The sequence below is a fragment of the Streptococcus sp. TATVAM-FAB8 genome (assembly GCF_046592795.1).
In the GTDB taxonomy this organism is placed as follows: domain Bacteria; phylum Bacillota; class Bacilli; order Lactobacillales; family Streptococcaceae; genus Streptococcus; species Streptococcus ruminicola.
The window spans coordinates 1-24,790 of sequence record NZ_JAWVPQ010000012.1; the positions used below are offsets into that span (position 1 = coordinate 1).

Below are 24,790 nucleotides of genomic sequence, written 5' to 3' on the forward strand. Positions count from 1 at the left end.
CCGGAAGAAAAATCCAATTTTAGACATAAAACATGAATATTTGTTTTAAATATTCTAAAATAATTCGTTATTAGCGAATTATTTTGCTAATTAAATGGAATTTTTCAGAAAATTGTGGTAAAATTGAACAAATATTAGTTTTGGAGGCTTCTCATGAAAGCAATTATTACTGTTGTCGGAAAAGATAAAGCAGGTATTGTAGCAGGTGTTTCAGCAAAAATTGCTGAGTTTGGTTTGAATATTGATGATATTTCTCAAACTGTTTTGGATGATTTTTTCACAATGATGGCTGTTGTTTCATCTGATGAAAAACAAGATTTCACAAAATTACGCTCTGAATTTGAAGCTTATGGGGACACACTTAACGTCAAAATTAACATTCAAAGCGCAGCGATTTTTGACGCTATGTACAATATTTAAGGAGGCTAGCTGTGGATATTAGACAAGTTACTGAAACAATTGCAATGATTGAAGAGCAAAATTTCGATGTTCGTACTATTACTATGGGGATTTCTCTTCTTGATTGTATCGATCCTGATATTAACAAAGCTGCTGATAAAATTTATAAAAAAGTAGTCGAAAAAGCTGGTTCTCTTGTTGAAGTTGGAGATGAAATTGCTGCTGAGCTTGGTATTCCGATTGTCAATAAACGTGTGTCTGTGACACCAATTTCAATCATCGGTGCTGCAACTGATGCGACAGATTATCTTCCACTTGCACATGCTTTAGATAAAGCTGCACATAAAATTGGTATTGATTTCATCGGTGGTTTTTCTGCATTGGTTCAAAAAGGTTACCAAAAAGGCGATGAAATTTTGATTAATTCAATTCCTCGTGCACTTTCTGAGACTGAAAAAGTATGTTCATCAGTAAATATTGGTTCAACAAAATCTGGTATCAATATGACTGCCGTTGCTGACATGGGACGTGTGATTAAAGAAACTGCTCAATTGTCTGATTTAGGCGCCGCGAAATTAGTTGTGTTTGCCAATGCGGTTGAGGATAATCCTTTCATGGCTGGTGCTTTCCATGGTGTTGGTGAAGCGGATGTTGTCATTAATGTCGGTGTTTCTGGTCCTGGTGTTGTCAAACGTGCTCTTGAAAAAGTTCGCGGTGAAAGTTTCGATGTTGTTGCAGAAACTGTTAAGAAAACAGCCTTCAAAATTACTCGTATCGGTCAATTAGTTGGTCAAATGGCTAGTGAACGTTTAGGGGTTAAATTTGGTATTGTTGACCTTTCACTTGCTCCTACACCAGCTGTTGGGGATTCTGTCGCTCGTGTTCTTGAAGAAATGGGACTTGAAGCAGTTGGTACTCACGGTACAACTGCAGCACTTGCGCTTTTGAATGACCAAGTTAAAAAAGGTGGAATCATGGCTTGTAACCAAGTCGGTGGTCTATCAGGTGCTTTTATTCCAGTTTCTGAAGATGAAGGAATGATTGCTGCTGTTCAAAATGGTTCTCTTAATTTAGAAAAACTTGAAGCTATGACAGCTATCTGTTCAGTTGGTTTGGATATGATTGCTATTCCTGAGGATACTCCGCACGAAACAATTGCTGCTATGATTGCTGATGAAGCTGCTATTGGTGTTATTAATCAAAAAACAACAGCTGTTCGTATCATTCCTAAAGGTAAAGAAGGCGATATGATTGAATTTGGTGGACTTCTTGGTGCTGCACCAGTGATGCGTGTTAACCATAATTCGTCTGCTGATTTCATTCACCGTGGAGGTCAAATTCCTGCGCCTGTCCATAGCTTTAAAAACTAATCTGTTAATCATTTTTAGTCATAAAATATCTAGGGTGAAAGTAATTTTTGCCCTAGATTTTTGTTTGAAATCCTTCTTTAAAAACTTGTCTTTTTCCTAATTAAGATTGTGTTTTGGACGAAGGAGCAAAGCGAAAAATATGTTATAATAAAGTGGCATTAAAGTCTTAAATTACTATTTATTTTGTTATCACTATTTCTGTTTGTTTCTAGTTTATAGGAGGAAGCCAATGGTAAAAACAAGGTTGTATATTGCTCGTCATGGTAAGACAATGTTTAACACAATCGGTCGTGCACAGGGTTGGAGTGATACTCCGTTGACTGCTGAGGGTGAACGTGGTATTCAGGAACTTGGTGTTGGCTTAAAGGCTGCGGGTTTGACATTTAAGGAAGCTTTTTCAAGTGATAGTGGGCGGACTTTGCAAACAATGGAAATTATATTGCGAGAATGTCAGCAAGAGGATATTCCTTACACGCGTGATAAACGTATTCGTGAGTGGTGCTTTGGTAGTCTAGATGGAGGATATGACGGTGAGCTCTTCAACGGTGTTCTTCCTCGAGTTTTTGATAAGGATATGACAAAGCTGTCTTACGAAGAATTAGCCAAGGGCATTTACAAAGTTGATACCGCTGGTTGGGCTGAGACTTGGGAAGAGCTAAGTAGCCGGATTTTAGAAGGATTTACTGCTATTGCTAAAAAGATTGAAGCATCAGGTGGTGGCAATGCCATTGTTGTGAGTCATGGTATGACTATTGGTACGTTTTTGTGGTTAATTGACCCTACGACCCCAAGAGGTCTTGGACTAGATAATGGTAGTGTAACAGTTGTTAGTTTTGAGAATGGCAAATTTATTATTGAATCGATTGGAGATGTTAGTTATCGTCTCAAAGGTCGACAATTATTAGAAGAAAGAAAAGATGAGAAAAAAGCGTAGTTTACCAACCTTAATATTAGGGTTATTAGTTATTATCATTTTTATTGTTGGAATTTTTGTTTTCGTTCAAGGAAATCGATTGACTTTAAAGGGAAATGCAAGAAATGCTTCTACTTCGGTGAGTCAAAATTCATCAGCTAAGTCCCCTTCAGTAGCTGCTAAGAAAAAAGTAGCGAATTTACCTGATGTTTCAACCAAAGATTGGCAATTGGTCTTGGTAAATCGTGACCACATCACGCCAGAAATGAATCCGGATTTGACGCAAATTGATAATATTACGGTTGATTCACGTATTGCTGATGATGCTCGTAATTTCTTGGCTGCAGCGCAAGCTATTGACGCTAGTGAACACTTGATTTCTGGTTACCGAAGCGTTGCGTACCAGGAAGAATTGTTTAATTCATATGTATCGCAGGAAATGGCTGCTGACCCAAGTTTGACACAGTCTGCGGCAGAAGATTTGGTTAAGACGTATTCACAACCGGCTGGGGCTAGTGAACACCAAACTGGTTTAGCCATGGATATGAGTACTGTTAATTACCTCAATCAAAGTGATGTTGATGTTGTGGAAAAAGTAAAAGCTATTGCACCTGAATATGGATTTGTTCTTCGTTTTCCAAAAGGAAAAAGTGAGTCAACAGGAGTTGATTATGAAGATTGGCACTTCCGTTATGTTGGTAAAGAATCAGCAAAATACATGACTGATAATAATCTTAGCCTTGAAGAATACATTGCTTTGTTGAAGGAGAATAAACGATGAAATCTCGATTCTCTTTTGTTCAATTTCTTGTATTTTTGGCTGTTTTGGTTCTAGGTATTTTTTCACCGCTGTATGCTCACCGAGCAACACCTAGTGCAAATAAAACAGAAAAAGTTTCCTATAATAAGTCGGAATTTTTTGCTGACATTGCACCAACGGTTCAAGAAGTGGCAGAAGCTTATGGCGTGCGTCCGTCATTGGTGATGGCACAAGCAGCGTTAGAATCTGATTATGGTCAAAATTTGCTAGCTGTGAAATATCATAATCTCTTTGCTGTTTCTGCGCAGCCAGGAAATAAACCTGTGACTTTGAAATACAAACGTTATTTTGTCAATGAGTGGCAAACTGAAATTGGCCAATTTGCTGTTTATAAATCTTGGGATGATGCTATTTACGATTATTTTGATTTGCTGAAATCAGGTAAAATTCGTAATAGCGAAGGTGCTTATGACGTTATGGTTTCTAACAAAGGGTACAAGAAACCAGCACAAGCACTGCAAGATATGGGCTTTAGTTCAGACCCCAATTATGCGAGTAAATTGATTGCTATTATTGAAGAAAATGACTTAACAACATATGATAAATAAGGAATTAGCACTCTAGTAAAAAGAGTGCTAATTTTTTATGCTTTTTCCTTGACACTGCTTTTTAGAGGAGTATAATAGAACTATAAATTAGCAGTCGAGGTAAATGAGTGCTAAAAGTTGAAAGGGGCGAGGTTATGATTACACAACGTCAAAGTGAAATTCTGAATTTAATCGTTGAATTGTTTACACAGACGCATGAACCTATTGGCTCTAAAACTTTGCAAGCAACTATCGATTCAAGTAGTGCTACCATTCGTAATGACATGGCTAAACTTGAAAAGCTAGGGTTGCTTGAGAAAGCTCACACGTCTAGTGGACGGATGCCAAGTGCTGCTGGATTTAAGTACTTTGTTGAGCATTCATTGAGTCTTGATAGTATCGATGAACGTGATATTTACCAAGTGGTTAAGGCTTTTGATTTTGAAGCTTTTAAGCTTGATGATATTTTACAAAAGGCAAGTCAAGTCTTGGCTGATATGACTGGTTATACATCAGTGATTTTGGATGTTGAACCAGCCCGCCAGAAATTAACTGCCTTTGATATTGTTCAACTATCAAGTCATGACGCTTTAGCTGTTTTAACTTTGGATGAATCTAAGCCAGCAACTATTCAATTTGCCATTCCGAAAAACTTTATGTTGAAAGATTTGGTGACTTTGAAAGAAATCGTTGATGAACGTTTGCTTGGTCGCACGGTGATGGATATCCATTATAAGTTACGAACAGAAATTCCACAGGTTTTGCAAAAGTATTTCACAGTGACAGATAATGTTTTGGATTTGTTTGATTATATTTTTGCAGAATTGTTCAGAGAATTGGTTTTCGTAGCTGGTAAAGTTAATTCGCTTGATTATGCTGATTTGGAAACTTACCGTTTCTTGGATAATGACCAACGAGTGGCGGTTGCGCTTCGCTCTTCAATGAAAGAAGATGAAATTGCCAATGTTCAGGTTGCAGATAGTCAAGAGCCAGCTTTAGCAAATGTGACTGTTTTAACACATAAGTTTCTGATTCCTTATCGTGGATTTGGGCTCCTTAGCTTGATTGGTCCCATTGATATGGATTATCGCCGAAGCGTTAGCTTGGTTAATGTTATCGGGCGAGTTTTAGCGATGAAACTTGGTGATTACTACCGATACCTTAATAGTAATCACTACGAGGTCAACTAAGTTTAGTAATTGAATTAAATTGATAAAAAGATAGGGAGGGACACAGTGTCAGAAGAAATTAAAAACGAAGAACTTCAAGAAGAAGTTGAAGCCACTGATGTTGTGACTGAAGAAAAAGTAGAAGAGCAGCCTCAAGAAGATGCTCAAAACGAAGAATTGCAAAAAGCACTTGAGCGTGCTGAAGATTTTGAAAACAAATACCTTCGTGCTCATGCTGAAATGCAAAATATTCAACGTCGTGCTAACGAAGAACGTCAACAATTGCAAAAATACCGTTCACAAGATTTAGCAAAAGCTATTTTACCAAGTTTGGATAACTTGGAACGAGCTCTTGCTGTTGAAGGTTTGACTGACGATGTAAAAAAAGGTCTTGAAATGACACGCGATAGCCTAGTTCGTGCACTTAATGAAGAAGGTGTTGAAGAAGTGGTTGTTGAAAACTTTGACCACAACTTGCACATGGCAGTTCAAACACTTCCAGCGGATGATGAACATCCAGTGGATAGCATTGCACAAGTTCTTCAAAAAGGTTATAAACTTCATGAACGCTTGTTGCGTCCTGCAATGGTTGTTGTTTACAACTAAATGCAAATGACCTGACCGCAATGTCATTAAACTATAACAGAAAGTATAAAAAAGATAAATTCATATAAAAAAGAGGGGTAGAACATGTCTAAAATTATTGGTATTGACTTAGGTACAACAAACTCAGCTGTTGCAGTTCTTGAAGGAACTGAATCAAAAATTATCGCAAATCCAGAAGGTAACCGTACAACTCCATCAGTTGTTTCATTCAAAAATGGTGAAATCATTGTTGGTGATGCTGCAAAACGTCAAGCAGTAACTAACCCAGATACAGTAATCTCTATCAAATCTAAAATGGGTACTTCTGAAAAAGTATCTGCAAACGGTAAAGAATACACTCCACAAGAAATCTCAGCAATGATTCTTCAATACCTTAAAGGTTACGCTGAAGATTACCTTGGTGAAAAAGTAACAAAAGCTGTTATCACAGTTCCTGCATACTTCAACGATGCTCAACGTCAAGCAACTAAAGACGCTGGTAAAATCGCTGGTCTTGAAGTAGAACGTATCGTTAACGAACCAACTGCAGCTGCACTTGCTTATGGTCTTGATAAAACTGATAAAGATGAAAAAATCTTGGTATTTGACCTTGGTGGTGGTACATTCGACGTATCTATCCTTGAACTTGGTGATGGTGTCTTTGACGTACTTGCTACAGCAGGTGATAACAAACTTGGTGGTGACGACTTCGACCAAAAAATTATTGATTGGTTAGTTGCTGACTTCAAGAACGAAAACGGAATTGACCTTAGCCAAGATAAAATGGCCCTTCAACGTTTGAAAGATGCTGCTGAAAAAGCTAAAAAAGATCTTTCAGGTGTTACTCAAACACAAATCTCACTTCCATTCATCACTGCAGGAGCTGCTGGACCTCTTCACTTGGAAACAAGCCTTTCACGTGCTAAATTCGATGATTTGACTCGTGACCTTGTTGAACGTACTAAAACTCCAGTTCGTCAAGCTCTTTCAGATGCAGGTCTTTCAATCTCTGAAATCGACGAAGTTATCCTTGTCGGTGGTTCAACTCGTATCCCTGCCGTTGTAGAAGCTGTTAAAGCTGAAACTGGCAAAGAACCAAACAAATCAGTTAACCCTGATGAAGTAGTTGCTATGGGTGCTGCTATCCAAGGTGGTGTTATCACTGGTGATGTTAAAGACGTCGTACTTCTTGACGTTACTCCATTGTCACTTGGTATCGAAACAATGGGTGGTGTATTTACAAAACTTATCGACCGTAACACTACTATCCCAACTTCTAAATCACAAGTCTTCTCAACAGCTGCTGATAACCAACCAGCTGTAGATATCCATGTTCTTCAAGGTGAACGTCCAATGGCTGCTGATAACAAAACTCTTGGTCGTTTCCAATTGACTGATATCCCAGCTGCACCTCGTGGTATCCCTCAAATCGAAGTAACATTTGATATTGATAAAAACGGTATCGTATCTGTTAAAGCTAAAGACCTTGGTACTCAAAAAGAACAACACATCGTTATCCAATCTAACTCAGGTTTGACTGATGAAGAAATTGAAAAAATGATGAAAGATGCAGAAGCTAACGCAGAAGCTGATGCTAAACGTAAAGAAGAAGTTGATCTTCGTAACGAAGTTGACCAAGCTATCTTTGCAACAGAAAAAACAATCAAAGAAACTGAAGGTAAAGGCTTCGATACAGAACGCGATGCTGCACAATCAGCTCTTGATGAATTGAAAGCTGCTCAAGAAGCTAACAATCTTGAAGATATGAAAGCTAAACTTGAAGCTCTTAACGAAAAAGCTCAAGCTCTTGCAGTTAAAATGTACGAACAAGCTGCCGCAGCACAACAAGCAGCACAAGGTGCTGAAGGTGCTCAATCAGCTGATTCATCAAACAACAATGGTGATGACGTTGTTGACGGTGAATTCACTGAAAAATAATTGAGTCTTCTAAACAGATTTACATTGGGTTTGAAACTCAGTATGTTGAAAATATAAATCTAAATGCAGAGGTTGCAACCCAGCCTCTGCTTTTGGGTAGATAGCATAAGTAGATAGCGACCGCAAGTCGCTTGAATGAACAAGTCTTTTATGACGAGAGTCAGATACGCTTGTTTCTAGAAAAACCTTCTAATCAAATAGAAAGGAAAAGTGTTCAGAAATGAACGCGAGCCATGGCTGGTGTCAAAAGGGAGGTGTAAACATCTTTTGTTCAATCTCTTATTTTGACGATGTCTAACGGCTTAATATCATAATTATGAACAATACAGAATTTTACGATCGTTTGGGTGTTTCTAAAGACGCTTCGCAAGCTGAAATTAAAAAAGCTTACCGCAAAATGTCTAAAAAGTATCACCCAGATATTAATAAAGAACCTGGTGCAGAAGAAAAATATAAGGAAGTTCAAGAAGCCTATGAAACTTTAGGTGATGAACAAAAACGTGCGGCTTATGACCAATATGGTCCTGCTGGTGCCAACGGTGGCTTCGGTGGTGGAGCTGGCGGCTTTGGCGGTTTTGATGGAGCTGGATTCGGTGGATTTGAAGATATCTTTTCAAGCTTCTTTGGTGGAGGCGGCGGAATGCGTAATCCAAACGCACCTCGTCAAGGGGATGACCTTCAATACCGTGTCAATTTGACATTCGAAGAAGCTATCTTTGGTGTTGAAAAAGAAGTAGCTTACAACCGAGAATCAACATGTTCAACTTGTCATGGCTCAGGTGCTAAACCAGGAACTAGCCCTGTAACATGTAGTCGTTGTCATGGTTCAGGTGTGATTAATGTTGATACACAAACACCACTTGGTATGATGCGTCGTCAAGTGACATGTGATGTCTGTCACGGTACAGGTAAAGAAATTAAAGAACCATGTCACACATGTCATGGAACAGGACACGAAAAGAAAACACATAAAGTGTCTGTTAAAATTCCGGCTGGTGTTGAAACTGGTCAACAAATTCGCTTGCAAGGACAAGGTGAGGCTGGCTTTAACGGCGGTCCTTATGGTGACCTCTTCGTTATCATCAATGTTTTGCCAAGCAATAAATTTGAACGTAAAGGTTCAACAATTTACTACACAATGAACATCAGTTTTGTTCAAGCTGCGCTCGGTGATACTGTTGAGGTGCCAACGGTTCATGGTGATGTTGAAATGACTATCCCAGCTGGAACTCAAACTGGTAAAACGTTCCGACTTCGCGGTAAAGGTGCTCCTAAATTGCGTGGTGGTGGTCAAGGTGACCAACACGTTACGGTTAATATTGTGACACCGACAAAACTTAACGATGCACAAGTTGAAGCACTTAAACAATTTGCGCAAGCTGGTGGCGATAAAGTTGGAAATCCTAAGAAAAAAGGTTTCTTCAACAAAGTTAAAGACGCCTTTGATGGTGAATAATTGAAAACTAAAAAGAGATTGGAATCTATTTTCCGATCTCTTTTTTTTATAGAAGGGGAGATTATGAAAGAATACTTTATTGACGACCAAAATGCTTATATGCGCTATCAAGATTTTTCAGGTGACGGTAGTCCGATTTTATTTATACATGGTTTAGGTTGTGCGGGCTCTTTTGATTACGGTGAAGTTGTTTCGCAGGAATGCTTAAAAAATCATCGCTGTTTGCTTGTTGATTTATTGGGAGCAGGGTACAGTGATAAGCCAGAAAGATTTGGCTATCGTATCAGTTCACATGTTACGTACTTGAAGGATTTTATTGAGACATTGAATTTAGCAAATCTGACAGTTTTTGGGCATAGCTTAGGTGGACCAATTGCTATTGAATTAGCCAGTATTTGCTCAGACAGAGTAGAAAAGTTAATTCTAAGTGAACCTAATTTAGATCCGAGTACTTTTGGAAGCTCGAGTTTTGAAATTGCAAGCTTTTCAGAAAAAGAATTCATTGATTTCGGATTTTGTAAAGTATTAGCAGAAAGCAAAAATTCAGGTAATAGTATGTGGGCAGTAACTTTGGCACAGTGGTCACCTTATGCAGTTCATCGAATGTCTGTCAATGCTGTTCAGGGTGGAAAAACATCTTGGCGCCAGATGTTATATGATTTGAATTTACCTAAAACAGTGATTTTTGGAAGAAAATCATTGCCAGATAATGACTATACAAGTTTAGCAGAGGCAGGCGTGTCTTTGAGAGTTGTTGAGGATGCAGGGCACTCGATGGCTTGGGAGAATCCTTCTGGGCTTGCTCAAGCAATTGTGGCTGGTTTGAAAGATTAATAGTATGCAGAGGTTGGAGTCTATTTTCCAATCTCTGTTTTTATGTTAAAATCTGTACGGGGACAGTCTGTTCTAAATTTTCTGGAAAGTCCTCTAGGAAGATGATAAAATACACACATGGTAAGATATAAAGCAACAATTTCATATGATGGTAGGCTTTTTGCCGGTTTTCAGCGTCAGCCGAGTGAGCGTTCGGTTCAGGAAGAGCTTGAAAAGACCTTACAGAGGCTAAATAGTGGTCAGCCTGTTAAAGTTCACGGTGCTGGTCGTACAGATTCTGGGGTTCATGCTTATGGGCAAGTGGTTCACTTTGATTTGCCACAGGCGCGTGATGTGGAGAAATTGCGTTTTGGTTTGGATACGCAGTCACCAGAAGATATTGATGTGGTGAAGGTTGAACAAGTCAGTGACGACTTTCATTCACGTTATAATAAGCATAGTAAAACTTATGAATTTTTAGTTGATGCAGGGCGTCCTAAGAATCCGATGATGCGCCATTATGCGACACATTATCCTTATCCACTGGATTTAGCTTTGATGCAAGAGGCTATTCAGGATTTGGTAGGAACTCATGATTTTACAGGTTTTACAGCTTCAGGTACATCTGTTGAAAATAAAGTTCGCACGATTACACGAGCAACGGTTGATATTGACGAAAAAACAGGCTTCTTTGTCTTTACCTTCAGTGGAAATGGTTTTCTTTATAAACAAGTCCGCAATATGGTGGGGACTTTACTGAAAATTGGAAATGGTCGTATGCCAGTTAGTCAGATTAAGACGGTGTTAGCGTCTAAAAATCGTGATTTGGCTGGACCTACGGCAGCAGGTAATGGGCTTTATTTGAAGGAGATTATTTATGACGAATAAGTACATTTTGGCAATTTCTGGCAATGATATTTTTAGTGGTGGTGGGCTTTATGCTGATTTAGCAACCTACACAACTAATCATTTGCATGGCTTTTTAGCAGTGACTTGTTTAACAGCTTTGACAGACAAAGGTTTTGAAGTTTTTGCGACAGATGACGAGGTGTTTGATCATCAATTAAACAGCTTAAAAGATGTTCCTTTTTCAGGAATTAAATTAGGTTTGTTGCCTAATGTTAGACTGGCTGATAAGGCGCTTGAATTTGTTAAAGAGCATAAAGAAATTCCGATTGTACTTGATCCGGTTTTAGTTTGTAAAGAAAAACATGATGTGGAAGTTTCGGCTTTGCGTGACGAGCTTTTGAAATTTTTCCCTTATGTGACTATTATTACTCCTAATTTGGTTGAGGCGGAGCTATTGACTCAAATGACTATCAAGACTTTGGACGATATGAAAGCAGCTGCTAAACGTTTAGTTGACTTGGGTGCTAAACATGTGGTCATCAAAGGCGGTAATCGATTGAGCAAAGAGCAAGCCATTGATGTCTTTTATGATGGCAAAGATTATGAAGTGTTTGAAACAGCTGTGCTTGATAGCAATAATATTGGTGCAGGTTGTACCTTTGCGTCAAGTATTGCGAGTCAATTGGTCCTTGGAAAATCAGCTAAGGAAGCTGTTGCGGTATCAAAAAAGTTTGTTTACCAAGCTATCCGCCATTCAGATAAATATGGAGTGAAACAAAATTATGACGAAAAATAAGACACGCGATTTAACGGTAATGGCGGTTTTGGCGGCGCTTTGCGTTGTGCTTGCCTATATACACATTCCAACGCCAACAGGTTATTTAACCCTTCTTGATGTTGGGATTTATTTCACAGCTTTCTATTTAGGGCCTAAGTCAGGAGCTGTTGTGGGTGGTTTATCAGGCTTTTTGATTGACCTTTTGTTGGCTTATCCACAGTATATGTTTCATAGTTTGATTGCCCACGGTGCACAAGGATTTTTTGCTGGTTGGACAGAGAAAAAACGTATTTTGGGATTAGTTCTTGCAAGTATTTCAATGGTTGCTTGGTACTTCTTAGCGGCATTACTTTTAGGATATGGTTGGGGTGCTGCTTGGGCTAGTATTCCAGGAAACTTACTCCAAAATATTTTTGGCATGTTTGCAGGTTATTTGATTTTTCTATCGTTTGAAAAAGGAATTAACAAAAAATAGATTAGTAAACCAGGGAGGCATAAGATGGATTTAGAAGCATTAGCAAAGGAAACACGAGCAATTGTTGTTGATATTGTGGAACGCTCAGCCATTAAAAAAGGACAAATTTTTGTCCTTGGGTTATCATCTAGCGAAGTAGCAGGTGGCTTGATTGGAAAAAATAGCAGCGCAGAAATTGGTGAAGTGATTGTAAAAACCATTCTCGATGAACTTAATGAGCGCGGTATTTATCTAGCTGTTCAGGGATGTGAACATTTGAATCGTGCTTTGACAGTTGAACGTGAATTAGCTGAAAAGAAAGATTTAGAAATCGTCAATGTTATTCCAAATTTGCACGCTGGTGGTAGTGGTCAAGTGGCTGCTTTTAAATTCATGAGCGACCCGGTTGAAGTGGAAGAAATTGTGGCACACGCAGGGCTTGATATCGGTGATACTTTTATAGGTATGCATGTCAAGCGCGTGCAAGTTCCTCTTGTTCCAGTTCAACGTGAACTTGGAGGCGCTCACGTCACAGCGCTTGCTAGCCGACCAAAACTTATCGGTGGTGCGCGTGCGACTTACACAGCAGACCCAATCCGTAAATTTTAAACAATTATAAAAAGGCTGAAGTGCTGAACTTCAACCTTTTTTTGCTTATTTAGAAAGTGTCGGATTAGCATACATTGTTGGCAAATGAATATCGTTTTCCAAGAGGGCTTCTTGGTAAAGGCGATAGAAGTTTGAGTAAATGTAGCTTTGCTTACCGTTTTGAACGAAGATATCAATTCGGAAAACAAGTTGAGCAGTGCTATTAGTACGTGGGCCAAGAATTGTCGGACTACCAACGATTTCAGGGAAACTTGGTAATTGTTCTTGGTTAACGGTTTTGATGATATTAGCTACTTTCTCAAGGTCAGTGTGAGCGTAGATTGGAATATCAATCTGAACACGCATATCACCACGAGATTTATTTGAAACAACAGTGATATTACGGTTAGGAATGAAATGCAAGGTTCCGTCAAAACCACGAATTTGTGTTGTACGGATACCAACGCTTGAGATGTTTCCTTCGACAGCTCCGATAACAACTGAGTCACCGACTTCGAATTGATTTTCAAGCAAGATGAAGAAACCATTGACGACATCAGTCAAGAAACCTTGTGCCCCAAGACCAAGGGCAACCCCAGCAAGTCCAGCACCTGCAAGAAGACTTGAAACAGGAACACCTAGAATGCTTAACACCCAGTAGATAAAGAAAAAGTAGAGGGTGTAATTCATAATATTGTGGAGCAGTTTCGTGATGGTTTTTTGACGTGCTTCAGTTTGACGTGAGAGTGCAATTGATTTTGCAACAGCATGTGTAAAAATGAAATTAACAACTCTTTTAGCAATGAGAAAAAGCACAAGAAGCAGGATAAGAGACACTGTTTTTGAGATAAGATCAATCGCAATCTCTTCTACCTGAAGTTGTTCGATATATTTTGAAATAATGTTCATACCCATAGTTTATTAAAAAAATACTTTGCAAGCAAGTTTTTATTAATTTGATTTGTTGACACAAAGTAATAATAGCCAAAACTGCTGAAATGATAAGAAAAAACTTAGCCTCTAAAACCCTTGATATAACACTATTCTTTGACAAAAAAGCCTGAAATATGTTAAACTAAACTGTATATAAAATTTTAAGGAGAAATGACTTCATGTCTGTATCATTTGAAAACAAAGCTACTAACCGTGGCGTGATTACATTCACAATCGGTCAAGATAAAATCAAACCAGCTCTTGATCAAGCATTCAACAAAGTTAAGAAAAATTTGAACGCACCTGGCTTCCGTAAAGGTCACATGCCACGTGCCGTATTTAACCAACAATTTGGTGAAGAAGCACTTTACGAAGATGCATTGAACGCACTTCTTCCAGCAGCTTACCAAGCAGCAGTTGCAGAACTTAGCCTTGATGTTGTTGCTCAACCAAAAATTGACATCCAATCAATGGAAAAAGGTCAAGAATGGACTTTGACTGCTGAAGTTGTTACAAAACCAGAAGTTAAACTTGGTGACTACAAAAACCTTGAAGTATCAGTAGAAGCTTCTAAAGAAGTAACTGACGCTGAAGTTGACGAAAAAGTTGAACGCGAACGCAACAACCTTGCTGAACTTATCGTTAAAGAAGGTGCAGCAGAACTTGGTGATACAGTTGTTATCGACTTTGTAGGTTCAGTTGACGGTGTTGAATTTGACGGTGGTAAAGGTGAAAACTTCTCACTTGAACTTGGTTCAGGTCAATTCATCCCTGGTTTCGAAGACCAATTAGTTGGTGCTAAAGCTGGTGAAACTGTAGAAGTTAACGTAACATTCCCAGAACAATACCAAGCTGAAGACCTTGCTGGTAAAGATGCTAAATTCGTTACAACTGTACACGAAGTTAAAGCTAAAGAAGTTCCAGCTCTTGACGACGAACTTGCTAAAGACATCGACGAAGAAGTTGAAACTCTTGACGAATTGAAAGCTAAATACCGTAAAGAACTTGAATCAGCTAAAGAAATCGCATTTGACGACGCTGTAGAAGGTGCTGCTCTTGAATTGGCTGTTGCTAACGCTGAAATCGTTGAATTGCCAGAGGAAATGGTTCACGACGAAGTTCACCGCGCTATGAACGAATTCATGGGTAACATGCAACGTCAAGGTATCTCTCCAGAAATGTACTTCCAATTGACTGGTACAACTGAAGAAGACCTTCACAAACAATACGAAGCTGACGCTGACAAACGTGTTAAAACTAACCTTGTTATCGAAGCTATCGCTAAAGCAGAAGGATTCGAAGCTTCTGACGAAGAAATCGAAAAAGAAATCAACGACCTTGCTTCAGAATACAACATGGAAGTTGAACAAGTTCGTAACCTTCTTTCAGCAGACATGCTTAAACACGACATCGCTATGAAGAAAGCTGTTGAAGTGGTAACAAGCACTGCAAAAGTAAAATAATTTATCCTTAGATAAATAGTTATAAAGTCAGGTAATCGATAGATTACTTGGCTTTTTATGCCCTTTCTCAGAAATTCTTATAAATCTTTTGACGAATTGACAAAATTAGCGTAAAATAGAGAGTAACGAAAATTAAGATAATAGGGTTATTGTGGCTGTTTGCTCACATCCTAAGATTAATAAGGAGAATTACCTTGGAATTAGAAGTATTTGCTGGACAAGAAAAAAGCGAACTTTCAATGATTGAAGTTGCACGTGCTATTCTGGAAGAACGTGGACGCGATCATGAAATGTATTTCAGCGATCTTGTAAATGAGATCCAAAACTACCTCGAAAAATCAGACGCAGAAATTCGTGAAGCTTTACCATATTTTTACTCTGCATTAAACGTTGATGGAAGCTTTATTCCACTTGGCGACAACAAATGGGGACTTCGTTCATGGTATGCTATCGACGAAATCGACGAAGAAATCATTACACTTGAAGAAGATGAAAATGGAGCACCAAAACGTAAACGCAAACGTGTAAATGCCTTTATGGATGGTGACGAAGATGCCATCGATTATTCAGATGATGATCCAGAAGATGACGATTACTCTGCAAAATCTTCTGATATGGAATACGATGACGAAAATCCAGATGATGAAAAATCTGAAGTTGAATCATACGATTCAGAAATCAACGAGATCATTCCAGATGATGATTTGGATGAAGAAGTTGATATCAACGAAGAAGATGATGAAGATGACGATTTGGACGAAGAATAATTAGTTTAAGTGTCTAAATTTAATTTAAAAAACTAATTCATATCATTTGACAAAAGTCTCAGGATAGTTTATAGTATTATTCGGGCACCTCTTTTTTAGAGGTCGGAGAAAAGCTCCCTAACTTTTTAGGGAGCTATTTTTGTTTTCCTAAAAGTAAATGGCCATTTGCTTTTTTTCATTTATCGAATAAATTTGCTAATTATTTGATATTCTTTCGCTTTCAATTTTCAAGCACTTATCGTTTGCTATCATTTTTATTTTAAAGGAGTTTTATTTAATGACTAAGTATATTTTTGTTACTGGTGGTGTTGTTTCTTCTATCGGTAAGGGAATCGTTGCTGCAAGTCTTGGTCGTCTTTTGAAAAATCGTGGTCTTAAAGTGACTATCCAAAAATTTGACCCATACATCAACATTGACCCAGGTACAATGAGTCCTTATCAACACGGTGAAGTTTATGTAACAGACGATGGTGCGGAAACTGACCTTGACCTTGGTCACTACGAACGTTTCATCGATATCAACCTTAACAAATATTCAAACGTTACAACTGGTAAAATCTACAGCGAAGTTCTTCGTAAAGAACGTAAAGGTGAATACCTTGGTGCAACTGTCCAAGTTATTCCACACATCACTGACGCTTTGAAAGAAAAAATCAAACGCGCTGCTACAACAACTGACTCTGATGTTATCATCACTGAAGTTGGTGGTACAGTTGGTGATATCGAAAGTCTTCCATTCCTTGAAGCTCTTCGTCAAATGAAAGCTGATGTTGGTGCGGATAACGTTATGTACATCCACACAACTCTTCTTCCATACCTTAAAGCTGCTGGTGAAATGAAAACTAAACCAACACAACACTCAGTTAAAGAATTACGTGGGCTTGGTATTCAACCAAACATGTTGGTTATCCGTACTGAAAAACCAGCTGGTCAAGGCATTAAAAATAAATTGGCACAATTCTGTGACGTTGCTCCAGAAGCTGTTATTGAGTCACTTGATGTGGATCACATTTACCAAATTCCACTTAACATGCAAGCTCAAAACATGGACCAAATCGTTTGTGATCACTTGAAACTTGATGTACCAAAAGCTGATATGTCAGAATGGTCAGCAATGGTTGATAAGATCATGAACCTTAAAAAATCAACTAAAATTGCTCTTGTTGGTAAATATGTTGAATTGCCAGATGCATACCTTTCAGTTGTTGAAGCACTTAAACACTCAGGTTACGTTAACGATGCAGCAATTGACCTTAAATGGGTTAACGCTAACGACTTGACTGCTGATAACGTTGAAGAAATGCTTGGTGATGCTGATGGTATCATCGTTCCTGGTGGATTCGGTCAACGTGGTACAGAAGGTAAAATCGAAGCTATCCGTTATGCGCGTGAAAAAGATGTGCCAATGCTAGGTATCTGTCTTGGTATGCAATTGACATGTGTGGAATTTGCTCGCCACGTCTTGAACATGGAAGGGGCAAACTCTGCTGAGCTTGATCCAGACACTAAATACCCAATCATCGACATCATGCGTGACCAAATCGACATCGAAGACATGGGTGGAACACTTCGTCTTGGACTTTACCCATGTAAATTGAAACCAGGTTCACGTGCAGCGCAAGCTTACAACAACCAAGAAGTTGTTCAACGCCGTCACCGTCACCGTTACGAATTTAACACTAAATTCCGTGAACAATTTGAAGCTGCTGGTTTCGTCTTCTCAGGTGTGTCACCAGATAACCGCTTGATGGAAGTTGTTGAATTGCCAGAGAAAAAATTCTTCGTGGCTGCTCAATATCACCCAGAACTTCAAAGCCGTCCAAACCGTCCAGAAGAGCTTTACACAGCGTTTGTGACTGCGGCAATTGAAAATAAAAACAGTAAATAATAGTAGAAATACGTAATGATAAACACCTTTTTAAGCCTTTCTAAGGTTTAGAAGGTGTTTTTTTATGTAATGGTATTGTTACATAGGAAGTCTTCACATTTTGATAAAAAATAGTATAATAGTGAGCATGAGAAAAATGAGAATAAGGAAACGTAGTATTTTGTTATGGATGATTGCTCTAGTGTTTATAGCAAGTGTCGGGGCAAGTTTTTATTTCTTTCATGTTGCCCAGGTTCGTGAAGATAAATCGTTTATTAACAATAAACCACGTCCCAAAGATAGTAGTTTATATGCCTATGAACAAAGTTTTGATCAGTTAAGTAAAGAAACACGTTGGATGACTAATCAAGGCCTTAAACAGGACGCTTGGTATGTTCCTGCAGCGGCTGAAACAAATAAAACAGCTATCGTTGTTCACGGTTTTACAAGTGAAAAAGAAGACATGAAGCCTTATGCTTGGATGTTCCATAAACTTGGATATAATGTTCTGATGCCAGATAACATGTCTCATGGTGATAGTCAGGGACAAATTATTGGTTATGGTTGGAATGATCGCCTAAACATCGTAAAATGGGCTCAACTATTAGCAGAAGAAAATTCGGATTGTCAAATCACTTTATTTGGTGTTTCGATGGGTGGAGCTACCGTCATGATGGCTTCAGGTGAAGAGACACTACCAAAACAAGTGGTTAATATTGTTGAAGATTGTGGTTATAGCAGCGTTTGGGATGAATTAAAATATCAAGCCAAAGCTATGTATAACTTACCAGCTTTCCCGATTCTTTATGAAGTGTCTGCAGTATCGAAAGTTCGAGCAGGTTTCTCTTACGGACAAGCCAGCTGTGTGAAACAATTAAAAAACAATATGCGCCCAATTCTTTTTATCCATGGAAGCGAAGATAAGTTCGTTCCAACAAGTATGGTTTATAAAAATTATCGTGCAACCAATAGTGAGAAAGACCTTTATATAGCTAAGGGTGCAGCGCATGCCAAATCTTTTGAAAGTGATCCTAAAACATACATTGAAAAAATTTCAGCTTTTTTGCAAAAAAATTGAAAAATAGTGTTGACAGAAATGTGAATGGCTGATATAATTATTTATGTTGTTAAGGAACAGCGGAAATGGCGGAATTGGCAGACGCGCAGGACTAAGGATCCTGTGATCGCTTTAGATCGTGAGGGTTCAAGTCCCTCTTTCCGCAGAGTGACAAGCCAGAGAGTGCTTGTCTTTTTTTGTGCTCAGAGGTCATTGAGTGAAAACAGAAATGAAAGAAGTGAGAAAGTTTGAAAAGACTTTCCTTTTTACACTGCTTTTTTCACAGAAAATTAACCAAATTGTAAGTAACGCTAGCAATCTTATTTATTTTGTGATAGAATGTACATATAAAAAGGGTATATCCCAAAAAATAAATAGGAGGCCTATATAATGGCAATCGTTTCAGCGGAAAAATTTATCAAAGCTGCCCGTGAAAACGGATATGCGGTTGGTGGATTTAACACAAACAACCTTGAATGGACTCAAGCAATCTTGCGTGCAGCAGAAGCTAAAAAAGCTCCAATTCTTATCCAAACTTCTATGGGTGCTGCAAAATACATGGGTGGTTACAAACTTTGTAAAACACTTATCGAAAACCTTGTAGAATCAATGGGTATCACTGTACCAGTTGCTATTCACCTTGACCACGGTCACTTTGAAGATGCATTGGAATGTATCGAAGTTGGTTACACTTCAGTTATGTTCGACGGTTCACACCTTCCACTTGAAGAAAACCTTGAAAAAGCTAAAGAAGTTGTAGCTAAAGCTCACGCTAAAGGCGTTTCAGTTGAAGCTGAAGTTGGTACTATCGGTGGTGAAGAAGACGGTATCGTTGGTGGCGGTGAATTGGCACCAATCGAAGATGCTAAAGCTATGGTTGCTACAGGAATCGACTTCCTTGCAGCAGGTATCGGTAACATCCACGGTCCTTACCCAGCTAACTGGCAAGGTCTTCACCTTGACCACCTTGAAAAATTGACTGCTGCTGTTCCAGGATTCCCAATCGTATTGCACGGTGGTTCAGGTATCCCTGATGATCAAATCAAAGCAGCTATCAAACTTGGTGTAGCTAAAGTTAACGTTAACACTGAATGCCAAATCGCATTCGCTAAAGCTACTCGTAAATTTGTTGCTGAATACGAAGCAAACGAAGAAGAATACGATAAGAAAAAACTCTTCGACCCACGTAAATTCTTGAAACCAGGTTTCGAAGCTATTACTGAAGCTGTTGAAGAACGTATCGACGTATTTGGTTCAGCTAACAAAGCTTAATCAGACTTCGTTTCGTTAAAAAAACTTCCCTTTTGGGAAGTTTTTTTATGCTTTTAAAAGTTTTTTGAGTAAACTTAGCTCTTTTGTTGACAATTATCTAGTGAGTGCTATAATGAACCTGTTAGCCGATTTAGCTCAGTCGGTAGAGCAACGCACTCGTAACGCGTAGGTCGTAGGTTCAATTCCTGCAATCGGCAGAAGAGGTAAAAAGCCCTAATTTTAGGGCTTTTTATGTTGTGATATTTTTGAGAGTTTAAACAGTTTCAGAAAATAGAAGGGTATTTTCTAAAAGTTTTTTAATGATTATTGGTTAAAAAGCTTGCTAAAATAGGCCCAATATGTTATCATTTTATGGTATGTGGTGTAAAACACCTATAATCTAAGTAGGAGGACGCAGATAAAATGGCTAAAGTTTGTTATTTCACAGGTCGTAAGACTGTATCAGGAAACAACCGTTCACACTCAATGAACAAAACTAAACGTGCAGTTAAACCAAATCTTCAAAAAGTTACTATTCTTGTAGATGGAAAACCTAAAAAAGTTTGGGCATCAGCTCGTGCGCTTAAATCTGGTAAAGTTGAACGCGTATAAAATAAAAGCCGAAAGGCTTTTTTCTTTGTTTTGTAGCCGTTAATTTTCCATAATTTTTTACAATACGGCTAATATATGGTAAAATAAACTGATAAAAACTTTTGAGGTAGTAAATATGACTGTGAAAATTAATACAAAAGATGGCCAAATTGAGTTATCTGACGACGTAATTGCAACTGTTGTTGGTGGTTCAGCAACAGAAATTTTTGGTGTTGTTGGTATGGCAAGTAAAAGTGCTCTTAAGGATAATTTTCAAGCGCTTCTGCGTAAAGAAAACTACGCAAAAGGTGTTGTTGTCAAATCAACAGAAAGTGGTATTTCAGTCGATGTTTACACTGTGATGTCATACGGTGTGAAAATTTCTGAAGTATCTAAGAACATTCAGGAACGTGTCAAGTTCAACCTCGAAAATCAACTTGGCCTTTCAGCAGACATGGTGAATGTTTACGTACAAAATATTAAAGTTGTAGGAGAAGATTAGTGTCAAATATTACAACAAGTTTATTCCAAGAAATGGTTCAAGCTGCTAGCACCCGTCTTGGAAATCAAGCAGAATATGTAAACTCCCTTAATGTTTTCCCTGTACCAGATGGTGATACAGGAACAAACATGGGAATGACAATTGAAAATGGTGCCAAAGAAGTTGCAGACAAACCTGCATCTACTGTTGGAGAAGTTGGACAAATCCTTTCAAAAGGTCTTTTGATGGGTGCACGTGGTAACTCAGGGGTTATTACATCTCAATTATTCCGTGGATTCGGTCAAGCAATCAAAGATAAAGAAGAATTGACTGGTAAAGACCTTGCACATGCCTTCCAATCAGGTGTTGAAGTTGCTTACAAAGCTGTTATGAAACCTGTTGAAGGTACTATTTTGACTGTTTCTCGTGGTGCTGCAACTGCTGCGCTTAAAAAAGCTGAAGAAACTGATGATGCTGTTGAAGTTATGCGTTCTGCACTTGATGGTGCAAAAGGCGCTTTGGCTAAAACACCAGAAATGCTTCCTGTTTTGAAAGAAGTTGGTGTTGTCGATTCAGGTGGTCAAGGTTTGGTCTTCATCTATGAAGGTTTCCTTGCTGCTTTGACTGGTGAATATATCGCTTCTGAAGATTTCAAAGCAACTCCAGCTGTTATGACAGAAATGATTAACGCTGAACACCACAAATCTGTAGCTGAACACGTTGCAACTGAAGATATCAAGTACGGTTACTGTACTGAAATCATGGTTGCTCTAAAACAAGGTCCTACTTACGTTAAAGAATTTAACTACGATGAGTTCCAAGGCTTTTTGAGTGGTTTAGGTGATTCACTTATTCTTGTTAACGACGATGAAATTGCTAAAGTTCACGTCCACACAGAAGACCCAGGATTGGTCCTTCAAGAAGGTCTTAAATACGGTGCTCTTAAAAAAGTTAAAGTTGATAACATGCGTAACCAGCACGATGCTGTTCTTGAAAAAGATCAAGCTCAATCAGCAGCTGCTAGCCAAGAAGCAAAAGATTTCGCAATCGTTGCGGTATGTGCTGGTGATGGATTAGCTGACATCTTCAAATCACAAGGTGTTGACTACGTTATCTCAGGTGGCCAAACAATGAACCCATCTACAGAAGACATCTTGAAAGCTATTGATGCTGTTAACGCTAAAAATGTTATCATCTTGCCAAATAACAAAAACATCTTCATGGCTGCTCAATCAGCAGCAGAAGTGTCTGAAGTTCCAGCTGCAGTTGTTGAAACACGTACTGTACCTCAAGGATTTACAAGCTTGTTAGCCTTCAATCCAACTCAATCATTGGAAGAAAACGTTGAAGCTATGACTGCAAGCCTTTCAGATGTTGTTAGTGGTAGCGTAACACTTGCTGTTCGTGATACTTCAATTGATGGTCTTGAAATCCACCAAGATGACAACCTAGGTATGGTTGATGGTAAAATCGTGGTTTCAAACCCAGACATGACAACTACTTTGAAAGAAACATTCGCTAAAATGATTGACGAAGATAGCGAAATTATCACTATCTACGTTGGTGAAGATGGAAGTCAAGAATTGGCTGAAGAAATGGCTGATTACCTAGAATCAACTTACGAAGATGTAGAAGTTGAAATTCACGAAGGTAAACAACCAGTTTATCCATACTTGATGAGTGTTGAATAATTTCTTATTTAATATAAAAGATAGAAGAAAGCATTTCGGTGCTTTCTTTTTTTGTGTAAAAAATTTTCTTTTCTCCATAAAAGGCGTCAATTCAATATCCAATAGAAAGAAAATTGTTAACTAACAAAATTTTCTGAAAATTGTCTTGACTTTATTTTTTAAAGTGTTAACATGGTGTGTAAGATTTAATTGATAGGAGAAAACAGATGAGAAGTGACATGATTAAGGTAGGTGTGGATAAAGCACCAGCCCGTGGTCTTCTTTATGCAACCGGGCAAGTAAAATCTGCTAAAGACATGCAAAAACCATTTATCGCAATTTGTAATTCTTACATTGATATTGTTCCTGGACATGTTCATTTGCGTGAATTAGCAGATGTCGCCAAGGAAGCTATCCGTGAAATGGGTGGTATTCCTTTTGAATTCAATACCATTGGGGTAGACGACGGAATTGCTATGGGGCATATTGGGATGCGTTATAGCCTTCCATCTCGTGAAATCATTGCGGATGCTGCTGAAACAGTCATTAATGCGCACTGGTTTGACGGTGTTTTCTATATTCCTAACTGTGACAAAATTACACCGGGTATGATTTTAGCTGCACTTCGTACCAATGTTCCTGCAGTCTTTTGTTCAGGTGGTCCGATGAAGGGCGGTATTGATATGACAGGTCACCAAGCAACCTTGTCAAGCCTTTTTGAAGCTGTCGGAACTTATCAAGCTGGTGATATGTCTAAGAAAGAATTGGATTATTTGGAACAAAATGCTTGTCCAACATGTGGTTCTTGTGCGGGTATGTTTACAGCTAATTCAATGAACTCTCTTATGGAAGTGCTAGGCCTTGCTCTTCCTGGAAATGGTACGGTTCTTGCGGTATCTGATCAACGTCGTGAATTGGTTCGTCAAGCAGCCAAACATTTGATGGACAATGTTAAAAATAACTTACGTCCAAGAGATATCATCACTAAAGAAGCTATTGATGATGCTTTTGCTCTTGATATGGCTATGGGTGGTTCTACCAATACCGTTCTTCATACGCTTGCTATCGCACGTGAAGCGGGTATCGATTATAATTTAACAGATATCAATGAAATTGCTAAGAAGACGCCATATTTGTCTAAAATTGCACCATCAAGTGTTTATACTATGCACGATGTCCAAGAAGCAGGTGGTATCTCAGCTATTATTAATCAATTGATTAAAAAAGGTACTATCAAGGGTGATCGTATTACAGTTACTGGTAAGACTTTGAAAGAAAATGTAGCTGGTGCAGAAATTAAGAATGAAGAAATCATTCACCCGATTGAACATCCAATTTCTCCAGTAGGTGGTTTGTCAGTTCTTTACGGTAATATCGCACAAGACGGAGCTGTTATTAAAGTTGGTGGTGTTGACCCTTCTGTTAAAACATTCCGTGGTAAAGCGATTTGCTGTGATTCACAAGATGAAGCACTTGAATTGATTGACAATGGTACTGTTAAAAAAGGCCATGTTGTTGTTATTCGTTACGAAGGTCCTCAAGGTGGTCCAGGTATGCCAGAAATGCTCGCACCAACTTCTAAAATCGTTGGACGTGGGCTTGGTAAAGATGTTGCCTTGATTACTGATGGTCGTTTCTCAGGGGCTACTCGTGGGATTGCTATTGGTCACGTGTCACCAGAAGCTGCAGAAGGTGGTAACATTGCCCTTATTGAAGATGGCGATGAAATTTATATTGATTTAACAAATCGAACAATTGATTTGCTTGTGGATGATGCCACATTAGAAGAACGTCGCAAACATTTGAAACCATTTAAATCAAAAATTTCAAGCGGTTGGTTACGTCGTTACACAGCTTTTGCGTCATCAGCAAACTTTGGTGGTTCAATGATGACTCAAGAAGAGTTTGAAGAACGTAAAGCAGAACGTGAAAAACAAGAAAATAAATAAGGCAGATTAAATATTTTTGGAAGTGTTCAAAATATTTGTTCACTTTCTCTTGCTTTATTTTTTTTAAATGTTATTATAGTAACAAGCTGTTAGAATTTTTAG

General features: G+C 38.5%; 24 protein-coding genes and 2 tRNA genes. 25 read left to right on the top strand and 1 reads right to left on the bottom strand.

Annotated elements, in window-relative coordinates; genetic code table 11:
• Positions 1-153 precede the first annotated feature (153 nt).
• The 14 genes from SFC32_RS06885 (at position 154) to SFC32_RS06950 (ending at position 12,680) form a co-directional block, all read left to right on the top strand.
• Positions 154-420, top strand: coding sequence for an ACT domain-containing protein (locus SFC32_RS06885; RefSeq protein WP_039696002.1), 267 nt, complete (start codon positions 154-156; stop codon positions 418-420).
• A gap of 11 nt (positions 421-431) precedes the next feature.
• Positions 432-1,769 carry a PFL family protein gene (locus SFC32_RS06890; protein ID WP_411049901.1) on the top strand — a complete coding sequence of 446 codons (1,338 nt, stop codon included), beginning with the start codon at positions 432-434 and terminating at the stop codon, positions 1,767-1,769.
• 229 nt (positions 1,770-1,998) lie between these two features.
• Complete coding sequence (locus tag SFC32_RS06895) at positions 1,999-2,703, top strand: histidine phosphatase family protein (protein ID WP_074561382.1); 705 nt, start codon at positions 1,999-2,001, stop codon at positions 2,701-2,703.
• Positions 2,687-3,463, top strand: a complete 777-nt coding sequence (locus SFC32_RS06900) for a M15 family metallopeptidase (RefSeq protein ID WP_411049900.1) — start codon at positions 2,687-2,689, stop codon at positions 3,461-3,463. Before SFC32_RS06895 ends, SFC32_RS06900 begins: the two co-directional genes overlap by 17 nt.
• Positions 3,460-4,050 carry a glycoside hydrolase family 73 protein gene (locus SFC32_RS06905; protein WP_411049899.1) on the top strand — a complete coding sequence of 197 codons (591 nt, stop codon included), beginning with the start codon at positions 3,460-3,462 and terminating at the stop codon, positions 4,048-4,050. Before SFC32_RS06900 ends, SFC32_RS06905 begins: the two co-directional genes overlap by 4 nt.
• A gap of 134 nt (positions 4,051-4,184) precedes the next feature.
• On the top strand, positions 4,185-5,219 hold the full coding sequence (gene hrcA, locus SFC32_RS06910; RefSeq protein WP_039696007.1) for a heat-inducible transcriptional repressor HrcA: 1,035 nt from the start codon (positions 4,185-4,187) through the stop codon (positions 5,217-5,219).
• Positions 5,220-5,264: 45 nt separating this feature from the next.
• A complete protein-coding gene (grpE, locus tag SFC32_RS06915) occupies positions 5,265-5,804 on the top strand; it encodes a nucleotide exchange factor GrpE (RefSeq protein WP_039696008.1) in 540 nt (179 codons plus the stop codon).
• Between the two features lie 84 nt (positions 5,805-5,888).
• Positions 5,889-7,721 carry a molecular chaperone DnaK gene (gene dnaK / locus SFC32_RS06920; RefSeq protein ID WP_157628714.1) on the top strand — a complete coding sequence of 611 codons (1,833 nt, stop codon included), beginning with the start codon at positions 5,889-5,891 and terminating at the stop codon, positions 7,719-7,721.
• Between the two features lie 316 nt (positions 7,722-8,037).
• Positions 8,038-9,177: a molecular chaperone DnaJ gene (gene dnaJ / locus SFC32_RS06925; protein ID WP_411049898.1), complete on the top strand. Its 1,140-nt coding sequence runs from the start codon at positions 8,038-8,040 to the stop codon at positions 9,175-9,177.
• Between the two features lie 63 nt (positions 9,178-9,240).
• A complete protein-coding gene (locus SFC32_RS06930) occupies positions 9,241-10,011 on the top strand; it encodes an alpha/beta fold hydrolase (RefSeq protein ID WP_411049897.1) in 771 nt (256 codons plus the stop codon).
• 117 nt (positions 10,012-10,128) lie between these two features.
• Positions 10,129-10,878, top strand: a complete 750-nt coding sequence (gene truA, locus SFC32_RS06935; RefSeq protein ID WP_039696011.1) for a tRNA pseudouridine(38-40) synthase TruA — start codon at positions 10,129-10,131, stop codon at positions 10,876-10,878.
• Positions 10,868-11,635, top strand: coding sequence for a bifunctional hydroxymethylpyrimidine kinase/phosphomethylpyrimidine kinase (locus SFC32_RS06940; protein WP_411049896.1), 768 nt, complete (start codon positions 10,868-10,870; stop codon positions 11,633-11,635). Before truA ends, SFC32_RS06940 begins: the two co-directional genes overlap by 11 nt.
• Positions 11,622-12,092 (top strand): ECF transporter S component, encoded by a 471-nt coding sequence (locus SFC32_RS06945; protein ID WP_411049895.1) that lies wholly within the window; start codon positions 11,622-11,624, stop codon positions 12,090-12,092. Before SFC32_RS06940 ends, SFC32_RS06945 begins: the two co-directional genes overlap by 14 nt.
• Positions 12,093-12,116: 24 nt before the next feature.
• On the top strand, positions 12,117-12,680 hold the full coding sequence (locus tag SFC32_RS06950; protein WP_074565210.1) for a TIGR01440 family protein: 564 nt from the start codon (positions 12,117-12,119) through the stop codon (positions 12,678-12,680).
• Between the two features lie 45 nt (positions 12,681-12,725).
• On the opposite strand, the gene SFC32_RS06955 is transcribed toward SFC32_RS06950, so the two are convergent.
• Positions 12,726-13,568 (bottom strand): mechanosensitive ion channel family protein, encoded by an 843-nt coding sequence (locus SFC32_RS06955; RefSeq protein WP_074565230.1) that lies wholly within the window; start codon positions 13,566-13,568, stop codon positions 12,726-12,728.
• Between the two features lie 203 nt (positions 13,569-13,771).
• Between SFC32_RS06955 and tig the strand changes: the two genes are divergently transcribed.
• The 11 genes from tig to ilvD all read left to right on the top strand — a co-directional run bounded on the left by tig (position 13,772) and on the right by ilvD (position 24,688).
• Positions 13,772-15,055, top strand: a complete 1,284-nt coding sequence (gene tig / locus SFC32_RS06960) for a trigger factor (RefSeq protein WP_006530997.1) — start codon at positions 13,772-13,774, stop codon at positions 15,053-15,055.
• A gap of 194 nt (positions 15,056-15,249) precedes the next feature.
• Positions 15,250-15,822 carry a DNA-directed RNA polymerase subunit delta gene (gene rpoE / locus SFC32_RS06965; protein ID WP_039696016.1) on the top strand — a complete coding sequence of 191 codons (573 nt, stop codon included), beginning with the start codon at positions 15,250-15,252 and terminating at the stop codon, positions 15,820-15,822.
• Between the two features lie 277 nt (positions 15,823-16,099).
• Positions 16,100-17,710, top strand: a complete 1,611-nt coding sequence (locus tag SFC32_RS06970) for a CTP synthase (protein ID WP_039696017.1) — start codon at positions 16,100-16,102, stop codon at positions 17,708-17,710.
• Positions 17,711-17,837: 127 nt separating this feature from the next.
• Positions 17,838-18,767 carry an alpha/beta hydrolase gene (locus SFC32_RS06975; protein ID WP_411049894.1) on the top strand — a complete coding sequence of 310 codons (930 nt, stop codon included), beginning with the start codon at positions 17,838-17,840 and terminating at the stop codon, positions 18,765-18,767.
• Positions 18,768-18,826: 59 nt separating this feature from the next.
• Positions 18,827-18,912 (top strand) — tRNA-Leu (locus SFC32_RS06980).
• Positions 18,913-19,136: 224 nt separating this feature from the next.
• Positions 19,137-20,018, top strand: coding sequence for a class II fructose-bisphosphate aldolase (locus SFC32_RS06985; RefSeq protein ID WP_024344752.1), 882 nt, complete (start codon positions 19,137-19,139; stop codon positions 20,016-20,018).
• 124 nt (positions 20,019-20,142) lie between these two features.
• Positions 20,143-20,215, top strand: a tRNA-Thr gene (locus SFC32_RS06990).
• A 205-nt stretch (positions 20,216-20,420) separates the two neighbouring features.
• Entirely contained in the window at positions 20,421-20,609 is a 189-nt protein-coding gene (gene rpmB / locus SFC32_RS06995; RefSeq protein WP_021141651.1) for a 50S ribosomal protein L28, read from the top strand.
• 115 nt (positions 20,610-20,724) lie between these two features.
• Complete coding sequence (locus SFC32_RS07000; protein WP_003063261.1) at positions 20,725-21,090, top strand: Asp23/Gls24 family envelope stress response protein; 366 nt, start codon at positions 20,725-20,727, stop codon at positions 21,088-21,090.
• Positions 21,090-22,760 (top strand): DAK2 domain-containing protein, encoded by a 1,671-nt coding sequence (locus SFC32_RS07005; protein ID WP_411049893.1) that lies wholly within the window; start codon positions 21,090-21,092, stop codon positions 22,758-22,760. Before SFC32_RS07000 ends, SFC32_RS07005 begins: the two co-directional genes overlap by 1 nt.
• A gap of 206 nt (positions 22,761-22,966) precedes the next feature.
• Positions 22,967-24,688: a dihydroxy-acid dehydratase gene (ilvD, locus tag SFC32_RS07010; protein WP_039696019.1), complete on the top strand. Its 1,722-nt coding sequence runs from the start codon at positions 22,967-22,969 to the stop codon at positions 24,686-24,688.
• Positions 24,689-24,790: the final 102 nt, after the last annotated feature.

Coding starts and splice junctions, on each gene's coding strand:
- SFC32_RS06885 (WP_039696002.1), top strand. CDS start 154: ATGAAAGCAATTATTACTGTTGTCGGAAAAGATAAAGCAGGTATTGTA.
- SFC32_RS06895 (WP_074561382.1), top strand. CDS start 1,999: ATGGTAAAAACAAGGTTGTATATTGCTCGTCATGGTAAGACAATGTTT.
- SFC32_RS06900 (WP_411049900.1), top strand. CDS start 2,687: ATGAGAAAAAAGCGTAGTTTACCAACCTTAATATTAGGGTTATTAGTT.
- SFC32_RS06905 (WP_411049899.1), top strand. CDS start 3,460: ATGAAATCTCGATTCTCTTTTGTTCAATTTCTTGTATTTTTGGCTGTT.
- hrcA (WP_039696007.1), top strand. CDS start 4,185: ATGATTACACAACGTCAAAGTGAAATTCTGAATTTAATCGTTGAATTG.
- dnaK (WP_157628714.1), top strand. CDS start 5,889: ATGTCTAAAATTATTGGTATTGACTTAGGTACAACAAACTCAGCTGTT.
- dnaJ (WP_411049898.1), top strand. CDS start 8,038: ATGAACAATACAGAATTTTACGATCGTTTGGGTGTTTCTAAAGACGCT.
- SFC32_RS06930 (WP_411049897.1), top strand. CDS start 9,241: ATGAAAGAATACTTTATTGACGACCAAAATGCTTATATGCGCTATCAA.
- truA (WP_039696011.1), top strand. CDS start 10,129: ATGGTAAGATATAAAGCAACAATTTCATATGATGGTAGGCTTTTTGCC.
- SFC32_RS06940 (WP_411049896.1), top strand. CDS start 10,868: ATGACGAATAAGTACATTTTGGCAATTTCTGGCAATGATATTTTTAGT.
- SFC32_RS06945 (WP_411049895.1), top strand. CDS start 11,622: ATGACGAAAAATAAGACACGCGATTTAACGGTAATGGCGGTTTTGGCG.
- SFC32_RS06950 (WP_074565210.1), top strand. CDS start 12,117: ATGGATTTAGAAGCATTAGCAAAGGAAACACGAGCAATTGTTGTTGAT.
- SFC32_RS06955 (WP_074565230.1), bottom strand. CDS start 13,568: ATGAACATTATTTCAAAATATATCGAACAACTTCAGGTAGAAGAGATT.
- tig (WP_006530997.1), top strand. CDS start 13,772: ATGTCTGTATCATTTGAAAACAAAGCTACTAACCGTGGCGTGATTACA.
- SFC32_RS06970 (WP_039696017.1), top strand. CDS start 16,100: ATGACTAAGTATATTTTTGTTACTGGTGGTGTTGTTTCTTCTATCGGT.
- SFC32_RS06975 (WP_411049894.1), top strand. CDS start 17,838: ATGAGAAAAATGAGAATAAGGAAACGTAGTATTTTGTTATGGATGATT.
- SFC32_RS06985 (WP_024344752.1), top strand. CDS start 19,137: ATGGCAATCGTTTCAGCGGAAAAATTTATCAAAGCTGCCCGTGAAAAC.
- rpmB (WP_021141651.1), top strand. CDS start 20,421: ATGGCTAAAGTTTGTTATTTCACAGGTCGTAAGACTGTATCAGGAAAC.
- SFC32_RS07000 (WP_003063261.1), top strand. CDS start 20,725: ATGACTGTGAAAATTAATACAAAAGATGGCCAAATTGAGTTATCTGAC.
- ilvD (WP_039696019.1), top strand. CDS start 22,967: ATGAGAAGTGACATGATTAAGGTAGGTGTGGATAAAGCACCAGCCCGT.